Source organism: Mesorhizobium sp. WSM4844, assembly GCF_055811775.1.
Genome location: NZ_JBVVQB010000004.1, coordinates 192,417 through 210,351, shown reverse-complemented (window position 1 = coordinate 210,351; position 17,935 = coordinate 192,417). Strand labels below are relative to the sequence as shown.

Below are 17,935 nucleotides of genomic sequence, written 5' to 3'. Positions count from 1 at the left end.
GTGAGAGCGGCGTTCAGTGGGTGCAGGCCTTCGGCCGCGAGAAATCCACCAACTTGAACACAAGCAGCTTGCGTTCGAGGAGGCTGGGCATTTCGCCTGCGAAGGTCGAGGCGTTGGCGCGGGTAATCGTCTCGCCATCCTTCACGTAAGTCACCCAAGCCTCGGGCTTCCGGCGCAGTTGTTTCTTCACATCGAGGAGGACGTGGTAATTGCCCGCCCGCGACTGCCGGACCAGATGGGGCTCCGAGGAATCAACGATCTTCACCACCTCGTTCTGATAGTTGAACAGGTATGGTGGCTTCGGAAAGAGCAGATGGTTGGTCTGGCCGGCTTCCGTGTGCAGATTGCTGAACATGTTGATGGAACTCTCCGTCTTGAGCCCGACATAGGGTGACAGGCAGGAGAGGAAGAACAAGCCCGGCACCAAATAGACCCAGAGCGGCTGGCGCGGCGAGGAGACGGTCCGGCAAGGCAGGTTCTGCAGGGCCACATGGGACAGCACGACCATCGCCGCGCCGCCCACTACCGCCCAAATGAGGATCCAGACGGAGTGGACCATCATGTCGAAGGAGCGCCCGGGAAAAGCATAGGTGAGCAGAATGACGAGAGTGACCGCCAACAGCATCATGGCCGCGCCCGGCAGCAAGATCCCGACCCGGCCGAACGTCTCGCGCAGCGGATTGGTAAACTCCAGCGAGCTGCGATAGAGCGCTTCGCTGGCGGGCGTAGGGATGCTCAGCACATACAGCGCGAACACTAGGCTGGAAAAGTCCATGTACCAGGAATAGGCCGAGATCGGAATCACGTAATGGAAGACGAGTGCGAGAATGAATCCCACGGCGAAATAGCGCTTCCAGTAGAGAGACACGATCGCGATCGCCTCTATGACGAAGGTTGCGAAGATCGCAAGATACCGGCCGAAAAGATTGTCCTCGAGGCCGAACGGACGAGCCAGAGGAGCGTAGAGGCCCACCGCGCAACTCACGGAAGGATCGAGGAAATCGGTGTTGATCTTGTGGAAGATGCCGTAGAAATACATGATGGCGAGCAGCGCCCGGGCGACGACCCGGATCTGCTGGTAAAGGGCCATCCGGTCCAGGGCGGCGCCGCGGCCGGCGGCCCGTAGATAGAGCACCGCTGCGCTGAGCAGGATAGCCCCATTCATCACCGCCGTGATCGTCTTATTGTTCGAAGCGACCGGCATGCGCAGCGCGTACAGCACCAGCGATACCATCACGAGCCCCATCAAAAGCTCGGTTCGCCGCGGGTACAGCAGGAGTAGCAGGCTGAACAGGACGACCGACCAGCTCAGGGCGGCAAAAAGCGGCCCCTTGTAGCCAAGCATGGAATAGATATCACCGGCGATACTGAAGATCGCCGCCATTGCCCAGAAAGGGGCAAATGCGGACAACCCGTCAAATGTGGTGTCCCGTCCGCTGACTTTCGTGATCTTGCCGAGACCAACGTTCCATAACGGCGTCGTGCTCGAGTACTGTGGCTGCCCAATAAACACCAGTTAAGCCCCCTCAAGTTCCCCTGCAGGTTCTTTGGCGTCCAACTGGGGACCACTTGCCGCCTTCGGAACCGTTGCTCTATGTTGCACTGCAACATCAGCACGGGCGCAGAGTAAGAGTCAATCCGGCGTTGTCGGTAGCTCCTGCTACCGAGCATCAGCCATTGGGAGAGGGTACGGCGGACCCAAAGCGGTATGCGTTTGATTTGAACTGGCCATCCCGCTCCATTTGTTTCGCCCGCACCTGCATGTCACCCAAGGCATGCCCTCGGGCCTGACCCGAGGGCGCGCAGCAGTATCAAGACAACGACATGTCAAGAAACAAGAACTTGAAGCGGCGCATTAATCCTGCGGATGCGCCGCGCTTCGCCGACTAACGCTGCTTTGCCGTTCTGGGAAATTCCACCACGTCCGCGGGCGGGCGCTTGTACTGGGCTGCGACGATTGCATCGATCAGGATGTCCAGGGCGGCGCGCGCCGCGCTGCTCGTCTCGTCATCGCCGCGCAAATAGTGGCAGGCTCGTTCAAGATGGAGGTGGGCTGCGGCAAAGTCACTGGTCATGGATTCTCCTTTTGCCCGCCGCTGGACAAGGATGGCCCATTTCGATTTACCCAAAGGCGAACATCCACAGCTGGATTTGAATCAAATATGGCGGGTTAACCAGATCTTCAGCATCGCGAGGCGACCTTGCGGCTGCGGACATGTGTTGAGTTCCGCCTCAGGCAACAGACCCGCTCCGGAGACCGGGGCGGGTTTTTGCTTGAATGGTGCTTCGGGTCGAAGCCGGCACCCGCAATCGGCGCAGGCAGGCGTCGGTTGCGGTTCGACAGAAGCGGATGCCGAACTGCTGATCCAAAGCACCCGTGGGCGTGCGCGGCAGAGCGACGAACCCATTACCACCGTAGGCCTCGGTTCCCAGGCCGGGGTCTGCCTGCACCAGGCCGCTTTACGCTGCGATTTCCATGCCTCGTGGTGCTTGCCCCAGGCCGACATGACTGTCACCGCATCGTTCAGGCTAAAGCCGAGCGGCGTGATCGAGTATTCCACGCGAGGCGGCACCTCGTCATAGGCGCGCCGGCTGATCAGCCCGTCGGCTTCCATCTGCCGCAATTGTTGGGTGAGCACCTTTTCGCTGACGCCAGCCAACAAGCGGCGCAGTTCGGCAAAGCGGTAAGGCCGCAGGTGCAGTTCCCATAGCAGCGAGGTTTTCCACTTTCCGCCTATGGCCTGCAGCGCGGCAGCAAAACCGCGGCTGTCTGGTTCCTTGCGCCTCATTTGGCAGCTCCTGTCATGATGGCGATAGCTTACCTCAAGGTGCGTACTCTCAGGGAACGAACGGAAGTTCTGAGTACTCGCGCCCTATCTCAGAAATGTACAGGGCCAGGGCGGCGGTCGAAATATCGCTGAGGGAATGTCGCCGCTCAAGATCTTCGAGTATATGGCGCACGGCAAACCGATAGTATCCTCCGACCTGCCAGTTATCCGTGAAGTTTTGAGGGATAGAGTTAACAGCCTTCTGGTGTCCCCAGACAACTTGTCGGACTGGGTCAAAGCCCTTCAGCGCCTGCGCGAAAACAAGGTGTTTCGGGATCAGATTGGGCTGCAGGCGAAGACGGACTTTCTGGCCAAGCATAGCCGCATCGCACGCGCAACCAACATATTAAAGGAAATCGAAAAGCGGATGCCGTCGAGCGGAAGCTTATAGGGCTGCACAGTTTGTCTTGTTTGGCGGCCGTTGATCCAAGTGTCGGGCATCGCGCCTGCAGTCAATGTCGTCTGCTACGCCATCAAGTCCATTGCGGGCAGCGAGATTTCGAACGAGGTTGCCGAGGTCGCAATGTCGTCTTTTCGATAAAGGATCTCGTGGACGGAGTGGACCGACACGCCTGCGGCTATGGCTACCAGATCAACGTCAGCCAATTGATGCACTCGGGCAGCGGCGAACCCTACCGGATCGCGATCTGCGGCGGCGAGTCGACGGAACCGTGGCCGGAACCGACGTCTCCGGTCGAGGCCGGCCTGCGCGAGAAGGCGATGGACTTGGTCGGGTGGAGCTACGAGGAAGCAGGGCTGAGGCCGCAGCCGGACCTCGAAGTCGGCGGAACGCAATGTCCCACCTGTTTGTTGCACTTGACCTGGCTTCCGGAGGGGCTTACGCCGTGGCGATGGCGAGCAACGCCTAAACGCGACCAGAGCGGACCGTAAACCCTCTTCACCGCGAGGAGTCCCGTCATGGCTAGAGAACAGTTTCTGAGAAGATCGACATCGGTGTTGACTAGGGCTCGGCGGCTCGGACGAAATATCCTGCGCTGGCTGGAGGGAGACAGCCGATCCCAACAGCTCAGCGACGAAGTTCTGTTTTGGAGACACTGGTTCTCCACTCAGGGATCATTCTGGCCAGAGGACTACAAGCAACGTCTCTTGACCCCAATTTACCAATTCAGGATCACGTTGGTCGATATGTCGACAGGTTGATGACCAACCCAGTTTGCATACTCGATGTGGGCGCTGGCCCCTTAACGAAGCTCGGCAAAGTGCATGCCTCGAAAGAGGTGATTACTGCAACTGACCTGTTGGCATCAGAATATGATCAAGTTCTGAGGGATTTTGGGATCCAACCTCTTGTGCGAACAGTCTTTGGTGACGCCGAAAACCTTAGCAGCCAATTTGGAGATAACAGTTTCGACATCGTGCATGGACAGAATTGTATAGATCACACGGCTAGTCCACTCAAGGCAATACAACAAATGCTCTCGGTCACAAAACATGATGGTTTCGTCGTGCTTTATCATGCTGAAAACGAAGGAAAGACGAAATCGTACAAGCAGCTGCACAAGTGGGACTTCACATGTGAGAAAGGACATTTCGTTATCAGAGGGCCTGGACCGGGCGGGGAGTCGGTCGATGCCACTGACGCGCTGGCCGCGGTAGGTTCTGTTGAATGTAGCTTGGATGACGGCGCGGTGCTTGCTGCAATCCGAAAGCATCCGCAAAGACGTCAGTGATATCTGGTCAACTTGCTCGCAGGCGGCCTCCTATTTCGGGGGCATGGGTTCAGATAGCGGTCACCTGAGGTATCGCGGGGTAACACTTCGGTTCCGCTTCGCTCCACCTCCAATCCTTGGCACCCACTGCACGCCTAGTTGAGGAGACCACACCAACTTGCTATAATGGTTAGCCTGCTTTTCCTGGACTGCCAACGGGATACTACCCCGCATTCGGGTATTGGACCCTCTCCAGGATTGAGGCACTTCAGAAATGTCGAGCATAACGCCACTTGCCAAACAGGAACGGAAGTACTTGGTGGAATCGCATCGTCCCCTGGTCTCGATCATAACCCCGTTTCTAAACGCAGGTTCCTTCTTACAGGAGGCAGTCGAGAGCGTGTTGGATCAAACTTACACAAATTGGGAATTAGCCCTTATTGACGACGGCTCTACAGATGAGAGCACAGACGTCGCCAAACGTTACGCGGAGCAGTCGCCGGGTAAAATTCGATACTTAGAGCATTTCGGGCATCGAAATCTGGGGGCGAGTTCATCGCGCAATCTAGGGCGCGAACATTCGTCAGGCGAGTACATTGCATACTTGGATGCCGATGACGTTTGGCTTCCAGATCGACTGGAGCAACAATTATCAATTTTTGAAATGATAGCAGAAGCCGGTATGGTGGTTGGGTCGACGGTATATTGGCATCGGTGGACGGGTCGCGCTGAAGACAAAGACAAAGATGAGTTTGTGCTCGTCGGTGCACCTCAGAACAGCTTGGCGCGGCCTCCTGCTCTGCTCTCAGCGTTGTACCCTTTGGGCGAAGGCGCGTCGCCGTCGATGAATTCTGTGCTGGTGAGATCGGATGTTGTCGACCGAATTGGGGGTTGGAACGATGAATTCAAACGGGTATTCACAGACCAAGTGTTCCTGGCGAAGGTATACACCTCGACGCCTGTTTACGTTTCCAGCGCCTGTTGCGACTATTACAGACAGAGGTCTACGTCGAGCAGCCAAATCGTACGCCAAGAAGGTGAGTTTCATAAGTGCCGGCACCAGTTTCTCGTTTGGTTGGAAGGTCATATGATATCTGTTGGGATGGAGCAATCAAACGAGTGGAGAAAACTTCAGCGCGCACTTTGGCGGTATCGGCACCCAGTAATGGGTCGAGTCGCGAGAACGTTGACCCGCGCGTACAGCAGTCTGACGAGCTCGAGCGCGCCGTGAATACGAGGTGCGTCTAGAGATAGAGAGGAAGCTTACCGTGGGCGAGCGGGATCCACTCGTTAGTATTGTTATCACATGCTTCAACCACGGCACCTTTTTGCAAGATGCCTTTCACAGTGCTCGACGGCAAACCTATCGAAATGTCGAGATACTGGTGGTTGACGATGGGTCGACTGACAACTCGCTTGAGGTGGCGAACAAGTTAGAACATGCCATTGTTCTTCACCAGAGGAACGCCGGATTGCCGTCAGCGCGCAACGCCGGGTTGCTTAAGTCGACTGGTGCCTACGTGACGTTTTTAGACGCCGATGATATTCTGTTGCCCAATGCAGTCGAGCTGGGCGTGGCCGCACTCATCACGCGGGCTGGATACGCGTTTGTATGTGGCGGGCACCGTGGGGTGTCGCTGGATAGAGTTGCCCTGTGGGAACGGTCGCCCGCATACGAAGGCGATCCTTATAAAGGATTTCTTAGGGGCAATTTTATCGCGATGCACGGTACGGTACTCTACGATCGCTCTATCCTGGTTCGGGAGGGAGGTTTCGATCCGGGATTGGAAGCCTGCGAAGATTATGACGTTTACCTGCGCCTTGCTCGAAAGTACCCGATCGAAGTGTACAGCGAAATAGTTGCCGAGTACCGCCAGCACGACTATAACATGTCACGTAATTACCAAAAGATGCTGCGGAGCGCATTGTTGGTTTTAAGGCGCCAAAAGATGCACACCGGCAGCGACCGATCCTATAAAGCAGCTTATAGAGACGGCATAGGCTTTTGGAAAAGATTGTACGGTAGGCAAATGATCAAGGCAGCTGTGCGGGATCTAAACAGAAGCGGGAAATTCAGGAGCGCAATTCTGACCCTTGCGTGGGCTGGCCAGCACGCGCCGGCTGCTTACATCGATCTGATAGCATCATCACTAGGTTATCCCCGGGGACCCCATTGACGTGCTGAGCAGGTGGCGTCAGGTGCCGCGCCTCTCGCAGGCGACTGATTTGCTAGGTCGGAGCTTCTAAACCAATACCAGGGCAGGGAAGCCAGTGAATTGTAGTGTGGTTTTGGATTTGAATTTCCTGAACGCTGATGTCACCAAGATGGCAGCAAACTATCACCACTAGATTCAGGTGCGGTTGATCCATGGCCAATCTGAGTGATGAATCCGCTGCGCTAGTATCCGTGGTGATACCGGTCCATAATGGCTGTGGGTTCGTAGAAAACGCTGTTCGATGCGCAGCGGAGCAGACATGGCCCTCAATTGAGATCATCGTGGTTGATGATGGGTCGACGGACGCCACCGCCAGCGTCGTGCGTGAGTGTGCTGCTCGCGACAAGCGAGTGCGATTGATACATCAGGCGAATGGAGGCGTCGCTGTCGCCCGGAATGCCGGGATCGCGTCTGCGCAAGGCGATTACGTTGCTTTCCTCGACGCGGATGACCTCTGGCACCGTGAAAAGATTTCTAAGCAGATGGAGGTCATGCAGCGCGGGGGCGCCGACATTGGTATAGTCTACTGCAGGTACCGAGAGGTCGATTCCGATGGAGCGATTATAAATAGCCCACACTTCCCACCCTATGAGGGGTACGTTTACCCATTGCTCGTTTTGTTCAATTTCATGGGCGGGGGCAGCGCGGTATTGGTAAGGCGGAAATGCCTGCTGGAGATAGGAGGATTTGATCCCAGTCTTCGGGCCAGGGGAGCACAAGGGGCAGAGGACACAAGGGCGTTTCTCGCCATCTCGGAGCGATACACGGTACGAATAGTCGATTCCTATCTCATGGGGTACCGCCTCTCGGATGGCAGTATGTCTAGCAATATCTTCAAAATGTTTAAATCGCGGCAGATTGTCCTGCGCGAAGTACGGAATCGGCACCCCGAACTCCCGGCCTTTCTCTTCCGCTGGGCGGTGGGCGAGAACGCTAGCTGGCTAGCAGAGGGGTCGCTGCGTGAAGGGAAGTTTCGTCAAGGCCTGGCGCTTCTAGCGAGAACGATATTGATCGATCCTCAATCCGCATTAAATTTGAGAATAGCGCGATCGTTGACGCGAGGGATTTCGCGCCGACTGAAAGATTGGTTCGGCTGGACGTCTTCAGATCACTCCGTCAAAAGCAAGAGACAGCATATCCGCCATTTTCATGAAATATCGCCGGAGGAGGGATTGCAGACTGAACCGCGTATTCCGGATAGGCACGACCGACGCCGGGCGGTAGCCGCACGATTGGCCGTTGCTGGCGTGGTACCGACATCGTGAACCACGCCTACGCATATTTCCTAAGATCCTTTCTGAGACCACACTTGTGGGCATTCCCAACACTGGTCATGCTCGGCGTAGCTTCTGCTGCGGTTGAGGGCATCGGGGTTGCGATACTCGTTCCGCTTATATCCTACCTGTTTCGATCGCCCGATGTGGCTGTAGTATTCCCTTTACTTGGTCGCGCAACGGATATTTGGCCGGCAGCTAATCAGACAACCGTTTTACTATCATTGCTATTTGGTGTATTACTCCTGTTCGCAAGCAAGGCTGCTATTCAATACTTATATTCTTTTGTTGCGCTAATTATCAGCAAAAAGATTGTTTTAGACCTGCGTGCGTCACTATTTGACAGTTTGCTTCGCGCCGATTTTCAGTTTGTCAGCAGTAGCAGTTCTGGCCGAATGTTCAACATCGTCCAGGGAGAGACGTGGCTCGCAGGTGAGTTCGTGGTTGCAGTAGCGAAAGGATTAGTTAGCCTGTTCTCCATTACTGCATTTTGCGTAATTCTATTTCTTCTGTCTCCGCGACTGACTGTAGTCTCCCTAGCTGGTTTAGCGCTCATTGGTGTTGTTACTATCATTCTTACTAGGAGAGTGAGGCGTCGAGCCGCTATCGCAAAAGAAACCAGCGCAGAGCTCTCATCGAGGCTGATCGAAACGTTGGAGGCTCTAAAGGTAATTAAACTATTTTCTCGAGAGAAGCGGGAGTTTAGAAGATTCGCTAATATAGCAGCGCGTGATCGTGCAGCGTCAGTTGACGTGGAAAAAGCTGCCGCGATAATAGGCCCCATTACAGAAGTTCTTTTTGCGCCGCTCCTTTTGGTTATCGTAGCTTATTCCTGGAGCATGGGTATCCCCGCGGGTACGCTAGTCGCCTTTCTCGTCCTTCTGTACCGACTGCAGCCTCACGTTCGAATGCTGAATCATGTGCGAGTCGAATTGTCCCGAGCTTTGCCGACGCTGGATCATATCAGGGACGTGCTTCAAAAGCCGGAGGAATCAAGCGGGTCACGGGCATTCAGTGGGCTGGCCAGGAGCATTCGATTTGAGAACGTGAGCTTCACCTACGTGGGTAGCGACACGGCAGCTATTTGTGACGCAAGTTTTGAAATAGTGAAGAACCGTCTGACTGCATTCGTCGGCTCTTCTGGATCTGGAAAAAGTACTGTGGCAGCTCTGTTGTGCCGTTTTTTTGACCCCACCCGGGGTACGATGTTGGTCGATGAGGTAGATGTTCGTTCCATTAGATTAACAGACTGGAGAGAGCGGATCGCATTTGCCGGGCAGGACGCTGAACTTCTTGGGGACACTATTTTAGATGTGATAAGCTATGGAGCAGAAGATTGGGATCGCGACAGCGTGCAAGATGCCGCGCGGGCTGCGCAGGTTCACGAGTTTGTTGCCCTCCTTCCGGATGGGCTTGATACTCCAGTCCGTAGGCGAGGTCACCGTTTTTCAGTAGGTCAGCGACAGAGAATCGCTATTGCCCGAGCATTGAGAAAAAACTCAGAAATCTTGATCCTGGATGAGGCGACAAGCGCCTTAGACGCTGCTTTGCAAACAGCAATAGAGACTAGCATAGACGAGCTAAGGGGCAAAAGGACGATCGTTGTCATCGCACACCGTCTCAGCACGATACAGTCTGCCGATCATGTTATTGTTCTGCATCAGGGCCGAGTTATTGAACAGGGGTCTCCTAGAGAATTGCTCAGCGACGAAGACAGCTCGTTCTACCACATGTGGAAGTTGGAGCATGCCGGCGCTTCGCGCTAACAGGTATTGGAGTTCTTGAACGCAGCGAGAATTTATATCTTCCGATCGAGCGCGCCGAACATAAAACGGACCCTCGTCGAAAGGGCCATCAGTCTATCGGAGAAGTAATTATGACATCGAATGTCTGCGTGCTCGGCGCGGGCCGAATGGGCTCGTCCATTGCTCGAACGCTGCTCGATCGCGGCTATCCAACATGGGTCTGGAATCGGACCGCGGCAAAGTGCGATCCATTGGCGGCCCTTGGCGCGAAGGTAGCCCCTTCAGTGGAGGATAGGATCCGAGCGGCCGACGTCGTGATCATCAATGTTCTCGACTATGCCGCCAGCGACGCTTTGCTGAAGCGGGTTGGCATCGCTTCGGCATTGGCCGGCAAAGCCGTCGTGCAACTCACCTCCGGCTCACCGCGTCTGGCGCGGGAAGAAGCCCGGCTGGGTGGAAGCGCATGGTGCCGGCTATCTGGACGGAGCGATCATGGCCACTCCGGACTTTATCGGCAAATCAGAGACCGCACTGCATTATTCGGGTTCCCGTGACGTTTACGAGAAGCACAAGCCCCTGCTTTTCGCACTCGGCGGCGCCACGAGCTATGTCGGGGAACTGCCGGGTCAAGCCTCAGCGCTTGATACCGCTCTGCTCACGCAGATGTGGGGCGGGCTCTTCGGAGCACTCCAGGGCATGGCCGTCGCCGAGACCGAAGGTCTCGACCTGGCGACGTTCAGGAACCATCTTTCCGGATTCAAGCCTGTTGTCGATGCCGCTCTGTTCGACCTGGTGGATAGAACGAATGCACGCCGTTTTGCCGGCGACGACGCGACGCTGGCGTCGTTGGGCGCCCACTACAGCGCCTTCCAGCATCTGCTTGAGGCATGCGAGGAGCGAGGGCTCGACGCGGCTATGCCGCGCGCCATGGATATGATCTTTCGACAGGCGCTTTCGCTCGGGCGCATAGAAGATGATTGTGCATCTCTGGCACCCCTGTTTCGAAATGGCTCGTCGCGCCACAGCCGGGAGACAGCGGAATGCATAGCGGCAACACAAAGCGAACCGCAACCTGCTCATGCCGGAGCGTGGAACTTGTCCTCGCCGGCGAGCCGCGACGCGTCTATGCGTGCAGTCGCATGGAGTGCCAGCGCTGCACCGGAACGGCGTTCTCGTACCGGGCCATCTACGCCGGTTCTGCCCTCGTCGACCAGAAAGGCGAGACCAGATCCTGGCGCAGAACCGGCTCGTCGGGACAATGGCTGGAGCAGACATTCTGCACCACATGCGGCTCGGTCGTCTTCATGCGGGCAGAAGGGCTCAAGGATGCGCTGTCGGTATCGGTCGGCTGCCTGGAGGACCGGGAATTCCCACCCCCGATAATGCTCCATGGCCTCAAAGAAAGCATGGATGGCTTTGTTTGGAAGGCGTGCCCGAAGCAGCCGCCTCTTGAGGAGCGGATCACCAAACGATGCCTGGCTTGCAGCAGGCTCGGCATCGTGAGTTCGGCAACGTCTCCTTCGGCAATCGATTTCCGTTCAAGACGGTCCTGATTGGGCGGATAGCTGTCGCGGGCGACTGCGAATCCCAAGGCTCCCTCGCAGCACTCCTTGCAACACTTTGCGCTCCCCGACGTTCTCCCAAGGCACGCTCCGAAGCCGATTGTCGCGGCTCCAATGGCAAATCCAATTGCTGGAGCGAGGGAGCCATAACGGCTTCGCGGCTGGCCACGCCACCCCGCGGGCGGTGGCGGTTCGGCGACCTACTTCGATATGACGCTGGAGGAGACGCCATGGACATGGGCAACAGGAAGACGCAGTTCAATATCTGGTACTGGATCGTCGCCTTCGTCGGGCTGATGATGTTCCAATATGTCTACACTGCCACGCAGAATATCGCGCAGATTCCCTACAGCCAGTTTGAGACCCTGCTGCGCGACGGCAAGATCGCCGACGTGCAGGTGTCCGATCGCTTCATCCAGGGCCGCTTCAAGGAACCGCAGGACGGCAAGCCGCTGTTCATCACCACGCGCGTCGAGCCGAATCTCGCGCGGCAGCTGCAGGAACACGGCGTCACCGTCACTGGCCAGATCGAAAGCACCTTCCTGAGCGACCTGCTCTCCTGGATCGTCCCGATCCTCGTCTTCTTCGGCTTGTGGATGCTGCTGATGAGGCGAATGGGTGGCGGTTTGATGCAAATCGGCAGGAGCAAGGCCAGGGTCTATGTCGAGGCCAATACCGGGGTCAGATTCGAGGACGTGGCGGGTGTCGATGAAGCCAAGGCCGAGTTGCAGGAAATCGTGGATTTTTTGAAAAGCCCGCAGGAATACGGCCGTCTTGGCGGGCGCATTCCCAAGGGCGTGCTGCTGGTCGGACCGCCCGGCACCGGCAAGACACTGCTGGCGAAAGCCGTTGCAGGCGAGGCAAAAGTTCCGTTCTTCTCGATCTCGGGCTCAGAATTCGTCGAGATGTTCGTAGGCGTCGGCGCCGCCCGTGTGCGCGACCTGTTCGAACAGGCACGCGCCAAGGCCCCAGCGATCATCTTCATCGACGAGCTCGACGCGCTGGGCCGCGCCCGCGGTGCGAGCCCGATGATGGGCGGCCACGACGAAAAGGAGCAGACGCTCAATCAACTCCTGGTTGAGCTCGACGGTTTCGATCCGAAGATCGGCGTCGTGCTGCTCGCCGCGACGAACCGCCCGGAAATCCTTGACCCGGCACTGCTTCGCGCCGGCCGTTTCGATCGGCAGGTGCTGGTCGACCGCCCGGACAAGCAAGGCCGCGTCCAGATACTCCAGGTCCACATGAAGAAGGCGAAGCTGGCAGCGGATGTCGAGGCCGAGAAAGTTGCCGCGCTGACGCCGGGCTTTACCGGCGCCGACCTCGCCAATCTGGTCAACGAGGCGACCCTGCTTGCCACGCGCCGGAAGGCAGATGTCGTGACGATGGACGATTTCAACAATGCGGTCGAGCGCATCGTGGCGGGGCTCGAGAAGCGCAACCGGCTGTTGAACCCGAGGGAACGTGAGGTCGTCGCCTATCACGAAATGGGCCATGCTCTGGTAGCCATGGCGCTGCCCGGCGTCGACCCGGTGCACAAAGTATCGATCATCCCACGCGGCGTCGGCGCGTTGGGCTACACGATCCAGCGGCCGACCGAGGACCGATTCCTCATGACTCGCGAGGAACTGGAGAACAAGATGGCGGTGCTGCTCGGCGGCAGAGCGGCCGAGCAGATCGTGTTCGGGCATCTGTCGACGGGGGCCGCCGATGACCTGGCCAAAGTGACCGATATCGCCCGCGCCATGGTTACGCGTTATGGCATGTCGGAAAAGCTCGGCCAAGTGGCGCTGGAAAAGGACCAGCGCTCCTTCCTGAGTCCCAACCCACTCGCCGGCGGTCCGTGCGAGCACGATTACGGCGAGGCCACCGCCGAAGCTATCGACGCGGAAGTTCGCAGCATCGTCGACACAGCTTTCGCGCGAACCGTCGGCCTGCTCACCGAGCGACGGGATCTGCTGGAAAAGACGGCGCGCAAGCTGCTCGAAATCGAGACGCTCAGCGAGGCTGAACTTGCATCGCTCGTCGGAAACCTCTCGGCACCGGATCGTGCGACAACGGAGGCATCCGATCCGCAATCGGGGAAGCGACCGGTACGACGAGGCAAGGCTGCGGCGACAAACGTCTCGCGCCCGGCCGAGTGATGACCTTCCTCGTCCCAACGTGGTCCCCAGGTCCCAACCACCGCTCGTCCAAAAGCCCGATACGGGCTGCAAGATCGCCGTACATCGTCATGTTGCAGCCCAGGACAAAGCCGCCGGGATGGACATCAGGGTCAGTCGCTCGCGGACCGGCGACCGTTTGATCGTGAACGGCAGATCGCTGGCATCGCCAATCTGGACGCGGCCTCCCAGGTGACCCGTTCCCAGTGGCATAGTGTCGCTGCCAATCACTGAGATAGTCGCCGAGGACCTGGCAATCATCAACAACGAAGACCGGCACGGCCTCTCGCACGCGCCCGGCCGGCGTTGCGGGCCGCCGCCATTCGGCGCCGCGCGGCGGCGCCGGTTGACCAATAAGGCAGCGTTACGCGACCGATCCTTGTCTGTTTTTCGGATTTGGCATTGCTTCGTCAAGGTCCGAACCCGTCAGCTACGATAGGCCAGGCTGAATGACCGATATCATTTGCCTCGAATTCGCCCCGATCTGCGATGGTTGACCCGCCTTGATGGCATGTTCGCTTTCGTGCTGGCGACGCCGGAGCGGATCATCGCGGCGCGCGACCCACGCGCGGCATCAAGCCGCTCTACGTGGCGCGGCTCGGAGAGGGGCTCGCCTTCGCGCCTCCGAGTTGAAGGCCTTCGACGGGATCGGGGTCGAGCCCGTCGAGGCAATCCCGCCCGGCGCCCTGCTCGACAGTCTTCACGAACCGCGGCGCTGGTTCGCACGCCCCACGGCGATGCCGAGGGGACGGGGTGTATTGGCAGCTTGGGTCGACATGACGTTGAAGCTTGCCCATTCCCAGGCCAAACTCGATCACCCTCGCCCCAGGTAGCACTAACCGGGCAATGATTTTCGTCCTTTCCTCCCAGTCCTCGAATTCCGATGCATCGGTCCACCGCTCAAAGTCGGTCTTTCCGAACAGCTTGCATCTGAGCGCTTTTAGTCTTGTCGACCAACTGTTGTATTCCAGCATGGCGGCCCCTGATTCAGCCTTGGTCCCCGATCGCGTCGCGAATGCGACGGTAAGCGGTATGGCCGGCAGCGATTTGAGCTTCGGCCCTGGCCAATATCGCCGGGCGAATAGCGGGCGCCTCTTCCCACAGGCGCCGGAGCGCCGATCGAAGCTTCTCGGCAGAGTTCGGATGATCGAGTGCCACCATCTCGCAGCCCGTGCCGAACATATCGGCGAGGCCAAGGAACTTGTCGACATAGTAGTCGGATCTGGCTAGCCCGATCGTCGGGATACCGTTGGCCAACGCGAAAACGCCGGCGTGGTAGCTGCCAGTGACTACGACCCGACAGCGCTGGATTTGCCGAATGAGGTCGATCGGTGTGCGGATCGCGAGTGCCCGGTTCAGCTCGGTCTCATCGGTGGGCATCAGTCCACGAATTGCGTCGATGTCCGCTTCGCCAGGCACCCATGAGACTGGAACGGCGATCAAGGGTGCCTCGAGCGAATCCGATGTGGCGCCTAAGACATGTCGCAGCCCTTCGAGAATATCCGCTGATACTCCTGAATAGGAGGAAAGACGTAGATTGACGCCAATGCCGGTGCCAAGCTCATCCACTCGCATCTCATGCGCCATTTCGATGGCGTCATCGCCGGTTGCGCAGATCCTGTCCTTGGAAACACCCAGCTCCGCGAGCAGAGGAAGCCCGGCTCGCGTTTCGCGAAGCGCGATCAAGTGGAGCCTTGGCAATATGGCCGATGCACGCGCTTTCAGCTCGGCATTGGCAAGCGGGCCCATCCCCTGGCCGACCATGACCACCGGCCGTCCTTTCCTTGCAAGCGCGAGATTCAGAGTTTCGAGTACCGACAGGGCATATTCTGGGAAAGCGTCTGTGATTCCGCCCATTCCACTTACAAGCACAAGGTCTGCCCTGTCCACAGCATCGGTGAAGCGAAGAAGTGCCGCGCGCGCATCCGGCATGTGCCTAAACTTAAGGCGCCAGAACAGAGAAACGAGCCTCGGCGCGTGTCGGCGAATGCGATCGGGCCAGTGCTTGGGCACGAACCGCTTCAACTTGGCCGGCCTGAAATCAGGCTTGAGCCATAGGGCGCGCCCTTCGGCGGACAGGGGGGTGGCAAAGGGACAGAAGCGGCGAAGGGCGTCCGGATCGTCAGTCAGAACGTTGATCGTCGAATTGTCGCACAGCCGCGCAAGCCGCTCCGTGGCAGCATAGAGCATCGCCATGTCACCGATATTACGCAGCACATAGTCGCTCGGCTCTACGAGTATCTGGATTGGGCGATGATTAAAGGGCATCCTTTTCCCCTAGATCCGAGTGGGGACCGAAGGTTAGCACAACGTCTGAGGCAATCGAGCCCATTTGCGCGACGCCGGATTTTACTGACACGTCTGCTTGGATCAGATCACGATGATGCTTGCGCCGACCTGAAGATCCGCTCTTGATATTCGAGGCCAGAAGCGGCGGGTCTGCTACCGGCCCCAAATCTACCCCAGAGCTGTAGCTCGGGCATTGTTCGTTTCTCCATCGGCCAATCAACGCCAAGGAGAACGGAAATGGGTTACTCTCAATACGATCCTGCAATTCAAGGACGCGCTGCTTGGAATGCCGGAAAGTCAGTAGGCACGAAGCGGCCTTTCACACAAAAGCAAATCTGGGCGATCCGCTTCTTCCTCGATCGCGAAGGACGCCTTCGTGACCGGCCGCTGCTGTCACGCGATCGAACTGAACGCAGCCTATGTCGATGTCGCGGTGCTGCGTTGGCAGGACTTCACCGGCCAGGCAGCAGTGCTGGAGGGCGACGAACCGACCTTCGCCGAGATCGCTGCGGCAGAGCTGGAGGAGTGGCATGACCAGGAGGGAGCTTGCCCGGGTTTGGCCACCGACTCGCGATGCTGCTGGCCTTGCCGGCCATAAGCCAATGAGCCCGGTCGAAGCGATTCGACGAGAGTGCCTGGACTGCTCAGGCCAGCATCTGGACGAGGTAAAGCTCTGCGAGACGGTGACCTGTCCGCTCTGGCCATTCAGAGCCGGCCGCCATCCCTACACCAGAATGTGCCTCCTGGAGGTCAATTCTGAGCAACGGCCCTTTCACCGGCACTCCGGTGGCCCAAAATCGCTCTTCGTCGGGAATTGGCCTCCAGCAGCATGATTGCCGGGAAGGCGAGGCCAAGGCAGGCTAGGCGGCGAGTGTGGTATCTGGTGAGGCAGGCTGATGGCCCACCCCAGCCATCAGCCCGATGCTTTTCATCGCCGTCAGGTAGAGGCGCTGGCAGGCTAGGGGCAAGGTTGCACGCCGGCTCAGCCGGTTGACCCAGGTCCGCAGATTGAACACGTCGACTGAACGGCATCAGCCGAACACCCCGACTACGAAGGTGATCGCGGATCCGCGGAGAAGGTTGGATTTCAGGTCCTCTCCCTCCGCAACTCGTCACATTTCGCATTCCATCGACACCAAGTACCCGGAAAACCGCGCGTATCGGGAGCGAAGCGATCATGACAGCGTTGGTTGATGCGCCTGTTCAGGGGGAACTAATATTGCCTCGGGGCGCGGCGGATCCGCGCCGCGTTCCGGATCCCGGCCGGACAAGCAAGGCCGCGTCCAGATACTCCAGGTCCACATGAAGAAGGCGAAGCTGGCGGCGGACGTCGATCCCGAGAAGGTTGCCGCGCTGACGCCGGTTTTTACCGGCGCCGACCTTGCCAATCTGGTCAATGAGGCAACCCTGCTCGCCACGCGCCGGAGGGCCGATGTCGTCACGATGGACGATTTCAACAATGCGGTCGAGCGCATCGTGGCCGGGCTCGAGAAGCGCAACCGGCTGTTGAACCCGAGGGAACGCGAGGTCGTCGCCTATCACGAAATGGGCCATGCCTTGATAGCCATGGCGCTGCCCGGAGTGGACCCCGTGCACAAGGTATCGATCATCCCGCGCGGCGTCGGCGCGTTGGGCTACACGATCCAGCGGCCGACCGAGGACCGCTTCCTCATGACCCGCGAGGAACTGGAGAACAAGATGGCGGTGCTGCTCGGCGGCAGGGCGGCCGAGTGGATCGTGTTCGGGCATCTGTCCACGGGGGCCGCCGACGACCTGGCCAAAGTGACCGATATCGCCCGCGCCATGGTGACGCGTTACGGCATGTCGGAAAAGCTCGGCCATGTGGCGCTGGAAAAGGACCAGCGCTCCTTCCTGAGCCCCAACCCACTTGCCGGCGGTCCGCGCGATCACGATTACGGCGAGGCCACCGCCGAAGCTATCGACGAGGAGGTTCGCGGCATCGTCGACACAGCTTTTTCGCGAACCGTCGGCCTCCTCACCGGGCGACGGGACCTGCTGGAAAAGACGGCGCGCAAGCTGCTCGAGATCGAGACGCTCAGCGAGGCCTAGCTCGCATCGCTCGTCGGAAACGTCGCGACACCGGATCGCACAGCGGCATCCGAACCGCAATCAGGGAAGCGACCGATACGGCGAGGCAAGGCTGCGGCGACAAATTTTTCGCGCCGGGCCGA

General features: G+C 58.4%; 16 protein-coding genes and 3 pseudogenes. 13 read left to right on the top strand and 6 right to left on the bottom strand.

Going from position 1 to position 17,935, the window contains the following annotated elements:
• Positions 1 to 13: 13 nt before the first annotated feature.
• The 3 genes from AC0L2A_RS05990 to AC0L2A_RS05980 form a co-directional block, all read right to left on the bottom strand.
• Positions 14 to 1,513, bottom strand: a complete 1,500-nt coding sequence (locus AC0L2A_RS05990) for a thiol-disulfide oxidoreductase (protein WP_473607858.1) — start codon at positions 1,511 to 1,513, stop codon at positions 14 to 16.
• A 373-nt stretch (positions 1,514 to 1,886) separates the two neighbouring features.
• Positions 1,887 to 2,075 (bottom strand): hypothetical protein, encoded by a 189-nt coding sequence (locus AC0L2A_RS05985; protein ID WP_023799140.1) that lies wholly within the window; start codon positions 2,073 to 2,075, stop codon positions 1,887 to 1,889.
• Positions 2,076 to 2,156: 81 nt separating this feature from the next.
• Positions 2,157 to 2,789, bottom strand: coding sequence for a winged helix-turn-helix transcriptional regulator (locus AC0L2A_RS05980; protein WP_473607859.1), 633 nt, complete (start codon positions 2,787 to 2,789; stop codon positions 2,157 to 2,159).
• Between the two features lie 136 nt (positions 2,790 to 2,925).
• Between AC0L2A_RS05980 and AC0L2A_RS05975 the strand changes: the two genes are divergently transcribed.
• The 11 genes and pseudogenes from AC0L2A_RS05975 (at position 2,926) to ftsH (ending at position 13,436) form a co-directional block, all read left to right on the top strand.
• Positions 2,926 to 3,219, top strand: a complete 294-nt coding sequence (locus tag AC0L2A_RS05975; RefSeq protein ID WP_473607940.1) for a glycosyltransferase — start codon at positions 2,926 to 2,928, stop codon at positions 3,217 to 3,219.
• Between the two features lie 167 nt (positions 3,220 to 3,386).
• Complete coding sequence (locus AC0L2A_RS05970) at positions 3,387 to 3,719, top strand: hypothetical protein (RefSeq protein ID WP_473607861.1); 333 nt, start codon at positions 3,387 to 3,389, stop codon at positions 3,717 to 3,719.
• A gap of 269 nt (positions 3,720 to 3,988) precedes the next feature.
• Positions 3,989 to 4,519, top strand: coding sequence for a class I SAM-dependent methyltransferase (locus tag AC0L2A_RS05965; RefSeq protein WP_473607862.1), 531 nt, complete (start codon positions 3,989 to 3,991; stop codon positions 4,517 to 4,519).
• 253 nt (positions 4,520 to 4,772) lie between these two features.
• The gene (locus AC0L2A_RS05960; protein ID WP_473607863.1) at positions 4,773 to 5,729 is read left to right on the top strand and encodes a glycosyltransferase family 2 protein; all 957 of its coding nucleotides are present in this window, start codon (positions 4,773 to 4,775) and stop codon (positions 5,727 to 5,729) included.
• A gap of 37 nt (positions 5,730 to 5,766) precedes the next feature.
• Positions 5,767 to 6,675: a glycosyltransferase family 2 protein gene (locus AC0L2A_RS05955; protein ID WP_287292327.1), complete on the top strand. Its 909-nt coding sequence runs from the start codon at positions 5,767 to 5,769 to the stop codon at positions 6,673 to 6,675.
• Between the two features lie 191 nt (positions 6,676 to 6,866).
• The gene (locus AC0L2A_RS05950; protein ID WP_353842965.1) at positions 6,867 to 7,979 is read left to right on the top strand and encodes a glycosyltransferase family 2 protein; all 1,113 of its coding nucleotides are present in this window, start codon (positions 6,867 to 6,869) and stop codon (positions 7,977 to 7,979) included.
• Positions 7,980 to 8,023: 44 nt separating this feature from the next.
• Complete coding sequence (locus AC0L2A_RS05945; RefSeq protein WP_473607865.1) at positions 8,024 to 9,754, top strand: ABC transporter ATP-binding protein; 1,731 nt, start codon at positions 8,024 to 8,026, stop codon at positions 9,752 to 9,754.
• A 110-nt stretch (positions 9,755 to 9,864) separates the two neighbouring features.
• Complete coding sequence (locus tag AC0L2A_RS05940) at positions 9,865 to 10,287, top strand: NAD(P)-binding domain-containing protein (RefSeq protein WP_473607866.1); 423 nt, start codon at positions 9,865 to 9,867, stop codon at positions 10,285 to 10,287.
• Positions 10,226 to 10,678: pseudogene (locus AC0L2A_RS05935) on the top strand (imine reductase family protein); the annotation flags it as partial. The gene AC0L2A_RS05940 and the pseudogene AC0L2A_RS05935, both read left to right, overlap by 62 nt.
• 95 nt (positions 10,679 to 10,773) lie before the next feature.
• Entirely contained in the window at positions 10,774 to 11,286 is a 513-nt protein-coding gene (locus AC0L2A_RS05930; RefSeq protein ID WP_473607867.1) for a GFA family protein, read from the top strand.
• Positions 11,287 to 11,525: 239 nt separating this feature from the next.
• Entirely contained in the window at positions 11,526 to 13,436 is a 1,911-nt protein-coding gene (gene ftsH, locus AC0L2A_RS05925; RefSeq protein ID WP_473607869.1) for an ATP-dependent zinc metalloprotease FtsH, read from the top strand.
• A 37-nt stretch (positions 13,437 to 13,473) separates the two neighbouring features.
• Here the strand turns inward: ftsH and AC0L2A_RS05920 are convergent.
• The 3 genes and pseudogenes from AC0L2A_RS05920 to AC0L2A_RS05910 all read right to left on the bottom strand — a co-directional run.
• Positions 13,474 to 13,786: pseudogene (locus tag AC0L2A_RS05920) on the bottom strand (glycosyltransferase family 2 protein); the annotation flags it as partial.
• 252 nt (positions 13,787 to 14,038) lie between these two features.
• On the bottom strand, positions 14,039 to 14,428 hold the full coding sequence (locus AC0L2A_RS05915; protein WP_473607870.1) for a hypothetical protein: 390 nt from the start codon (positions 14,426 to 14,428) through the stop codon (positions 14,039 to 14,041).
• A gap of 13 nt (positions 14,429 to 14,441) precedes the next feature.
• The gene (locus tag AC0L2A_RS05910; protein ID WP_473607947.1) at positions 14,442 to 15,650 is read right to left on the bottom strand and encodes a polysaccharide pyruvyl transferase family protein; all 1,209 of its coding nucleotides are present in this window, start codon (positions 15,648 to 15,650) and stop codon (positions 14,442 to 14,444) included.
• A gap of 469 nt (positions 15,651 to 16,119) precedes the next feature.
• Between AC0L2A_RS05910 and AC0L2A_RS05905 the strand changes: the two genes are divergently transcribed.
• Both AC0L2A_RS05905 and AC0L2A_RS05900 read left to right on the top strand, forming a co-directional pair.
• A complete protein-coding gene (locus AC0L2A_RS05905) occupies positions 16,120 to 16,341 on the top strand; it encodes a hypothetical protein (protein ID WP_473607873.1) in 222 nt (73 codons plus the stop codon).
• Between the two features lie 662 nt (positions 16,342 to 17,003).
• A pseudogene (locus AC0L2A_RS05900) lies at positions 17,004 to 17,813 on the top strand (ATP-dependent metallopeptidase FtsH/Yme1/Tma family protein); the annotation flags it as partial.
• Positions 17,814 to 17,935: the final 122 nt, after the last annotated feature.

What these genes read in the sequence shown, in the direction of transcription:
- AC0L2A_RS05975 (WP_473607940.1), top strand. Translation starts at nt 2,926, where the DNA reads ATGTCGCCGCTCAAGATCTTCGAGTATATGGCGCACGGCAAACCGATA.
- AC0L2A_RS05930 (WP_473607867.1), top strand. Translation starts at nt 10,774, where the DNA reads ATGCATAGCGGCAACACAAAGCGAACCGCAACCTGCTCATGCCGGAGC.
- ftsH (WP_473607869.1), top strand. Translation starts at nt 11,526, where the DNA reads ATGGACATGGGCAACAGGAAGACGCAGTTCAATATCTGGTACTGGATC.
- AC0L2A_RS05915 (WP_473607870.1), bottom strand. Translation starts at nt 14,428, where the DNA reads ATGCTGGAATACAACAGTTGGTCGACAAGACTAAAAGCGCTCAGATGC.
- AC0L2A_RS05940 (WP_473607866.1), top strand. Translation starts at nt 9,865, where the DNA reads ATGACATCGAATGTCTGCGTGCTCGGCGCGGGCCGAATGGGCTCGTCC.
- AC0L2A_RS05950 (WP_353842965.1), top strand. Translation starts at nt 6,867, where the DNA reads ATGGCCAATCTGAGTGATGAATCCGCTGCGCTAGTATCCGTGGTGATA.
- AC0L2A_RS05960 (WP_473607863.1), top strand. Translation starts at nt 4,773, where the DNA reads ATGTCGAGCATAACGCCACTTGCCAAACAGGAACGGAAGTACTTGGTG.
- AC0L2A_RS05910 (WP_473607947.1), bottom strand. Translation starts at nt 15,650, where the DNA reads ATGGCGATGCTCTATGCTGCCACGGAGCGGCTTGCGCGGCTGTGCGAC.
- AC0L2A_RS05965 (WP_473607862.1), top strand. Translation starts at nt 3,989, where the DNA reads ATGACCAACCCAGTTTGCATACTCGATGTGGGCGCTGGCCCCTTAACG.
- AC0L2A_RS05985 (WP_023799140.1), bottom strand. Translation starts at nt 2,075, where the DNA reads ATGACCAGTGACTTTGCCGCAGCCCACCTCCATCTTGAACGAGCCTGC.
- AC0L2A_RS05980 (WP_473607859.1), bottom strand. Translation starts at nt 2,789, where the DNA reads ATGAGGCGCAAGGAACCAGACAGCCGCGGTTTTGCTGCCGCGCTGCAG.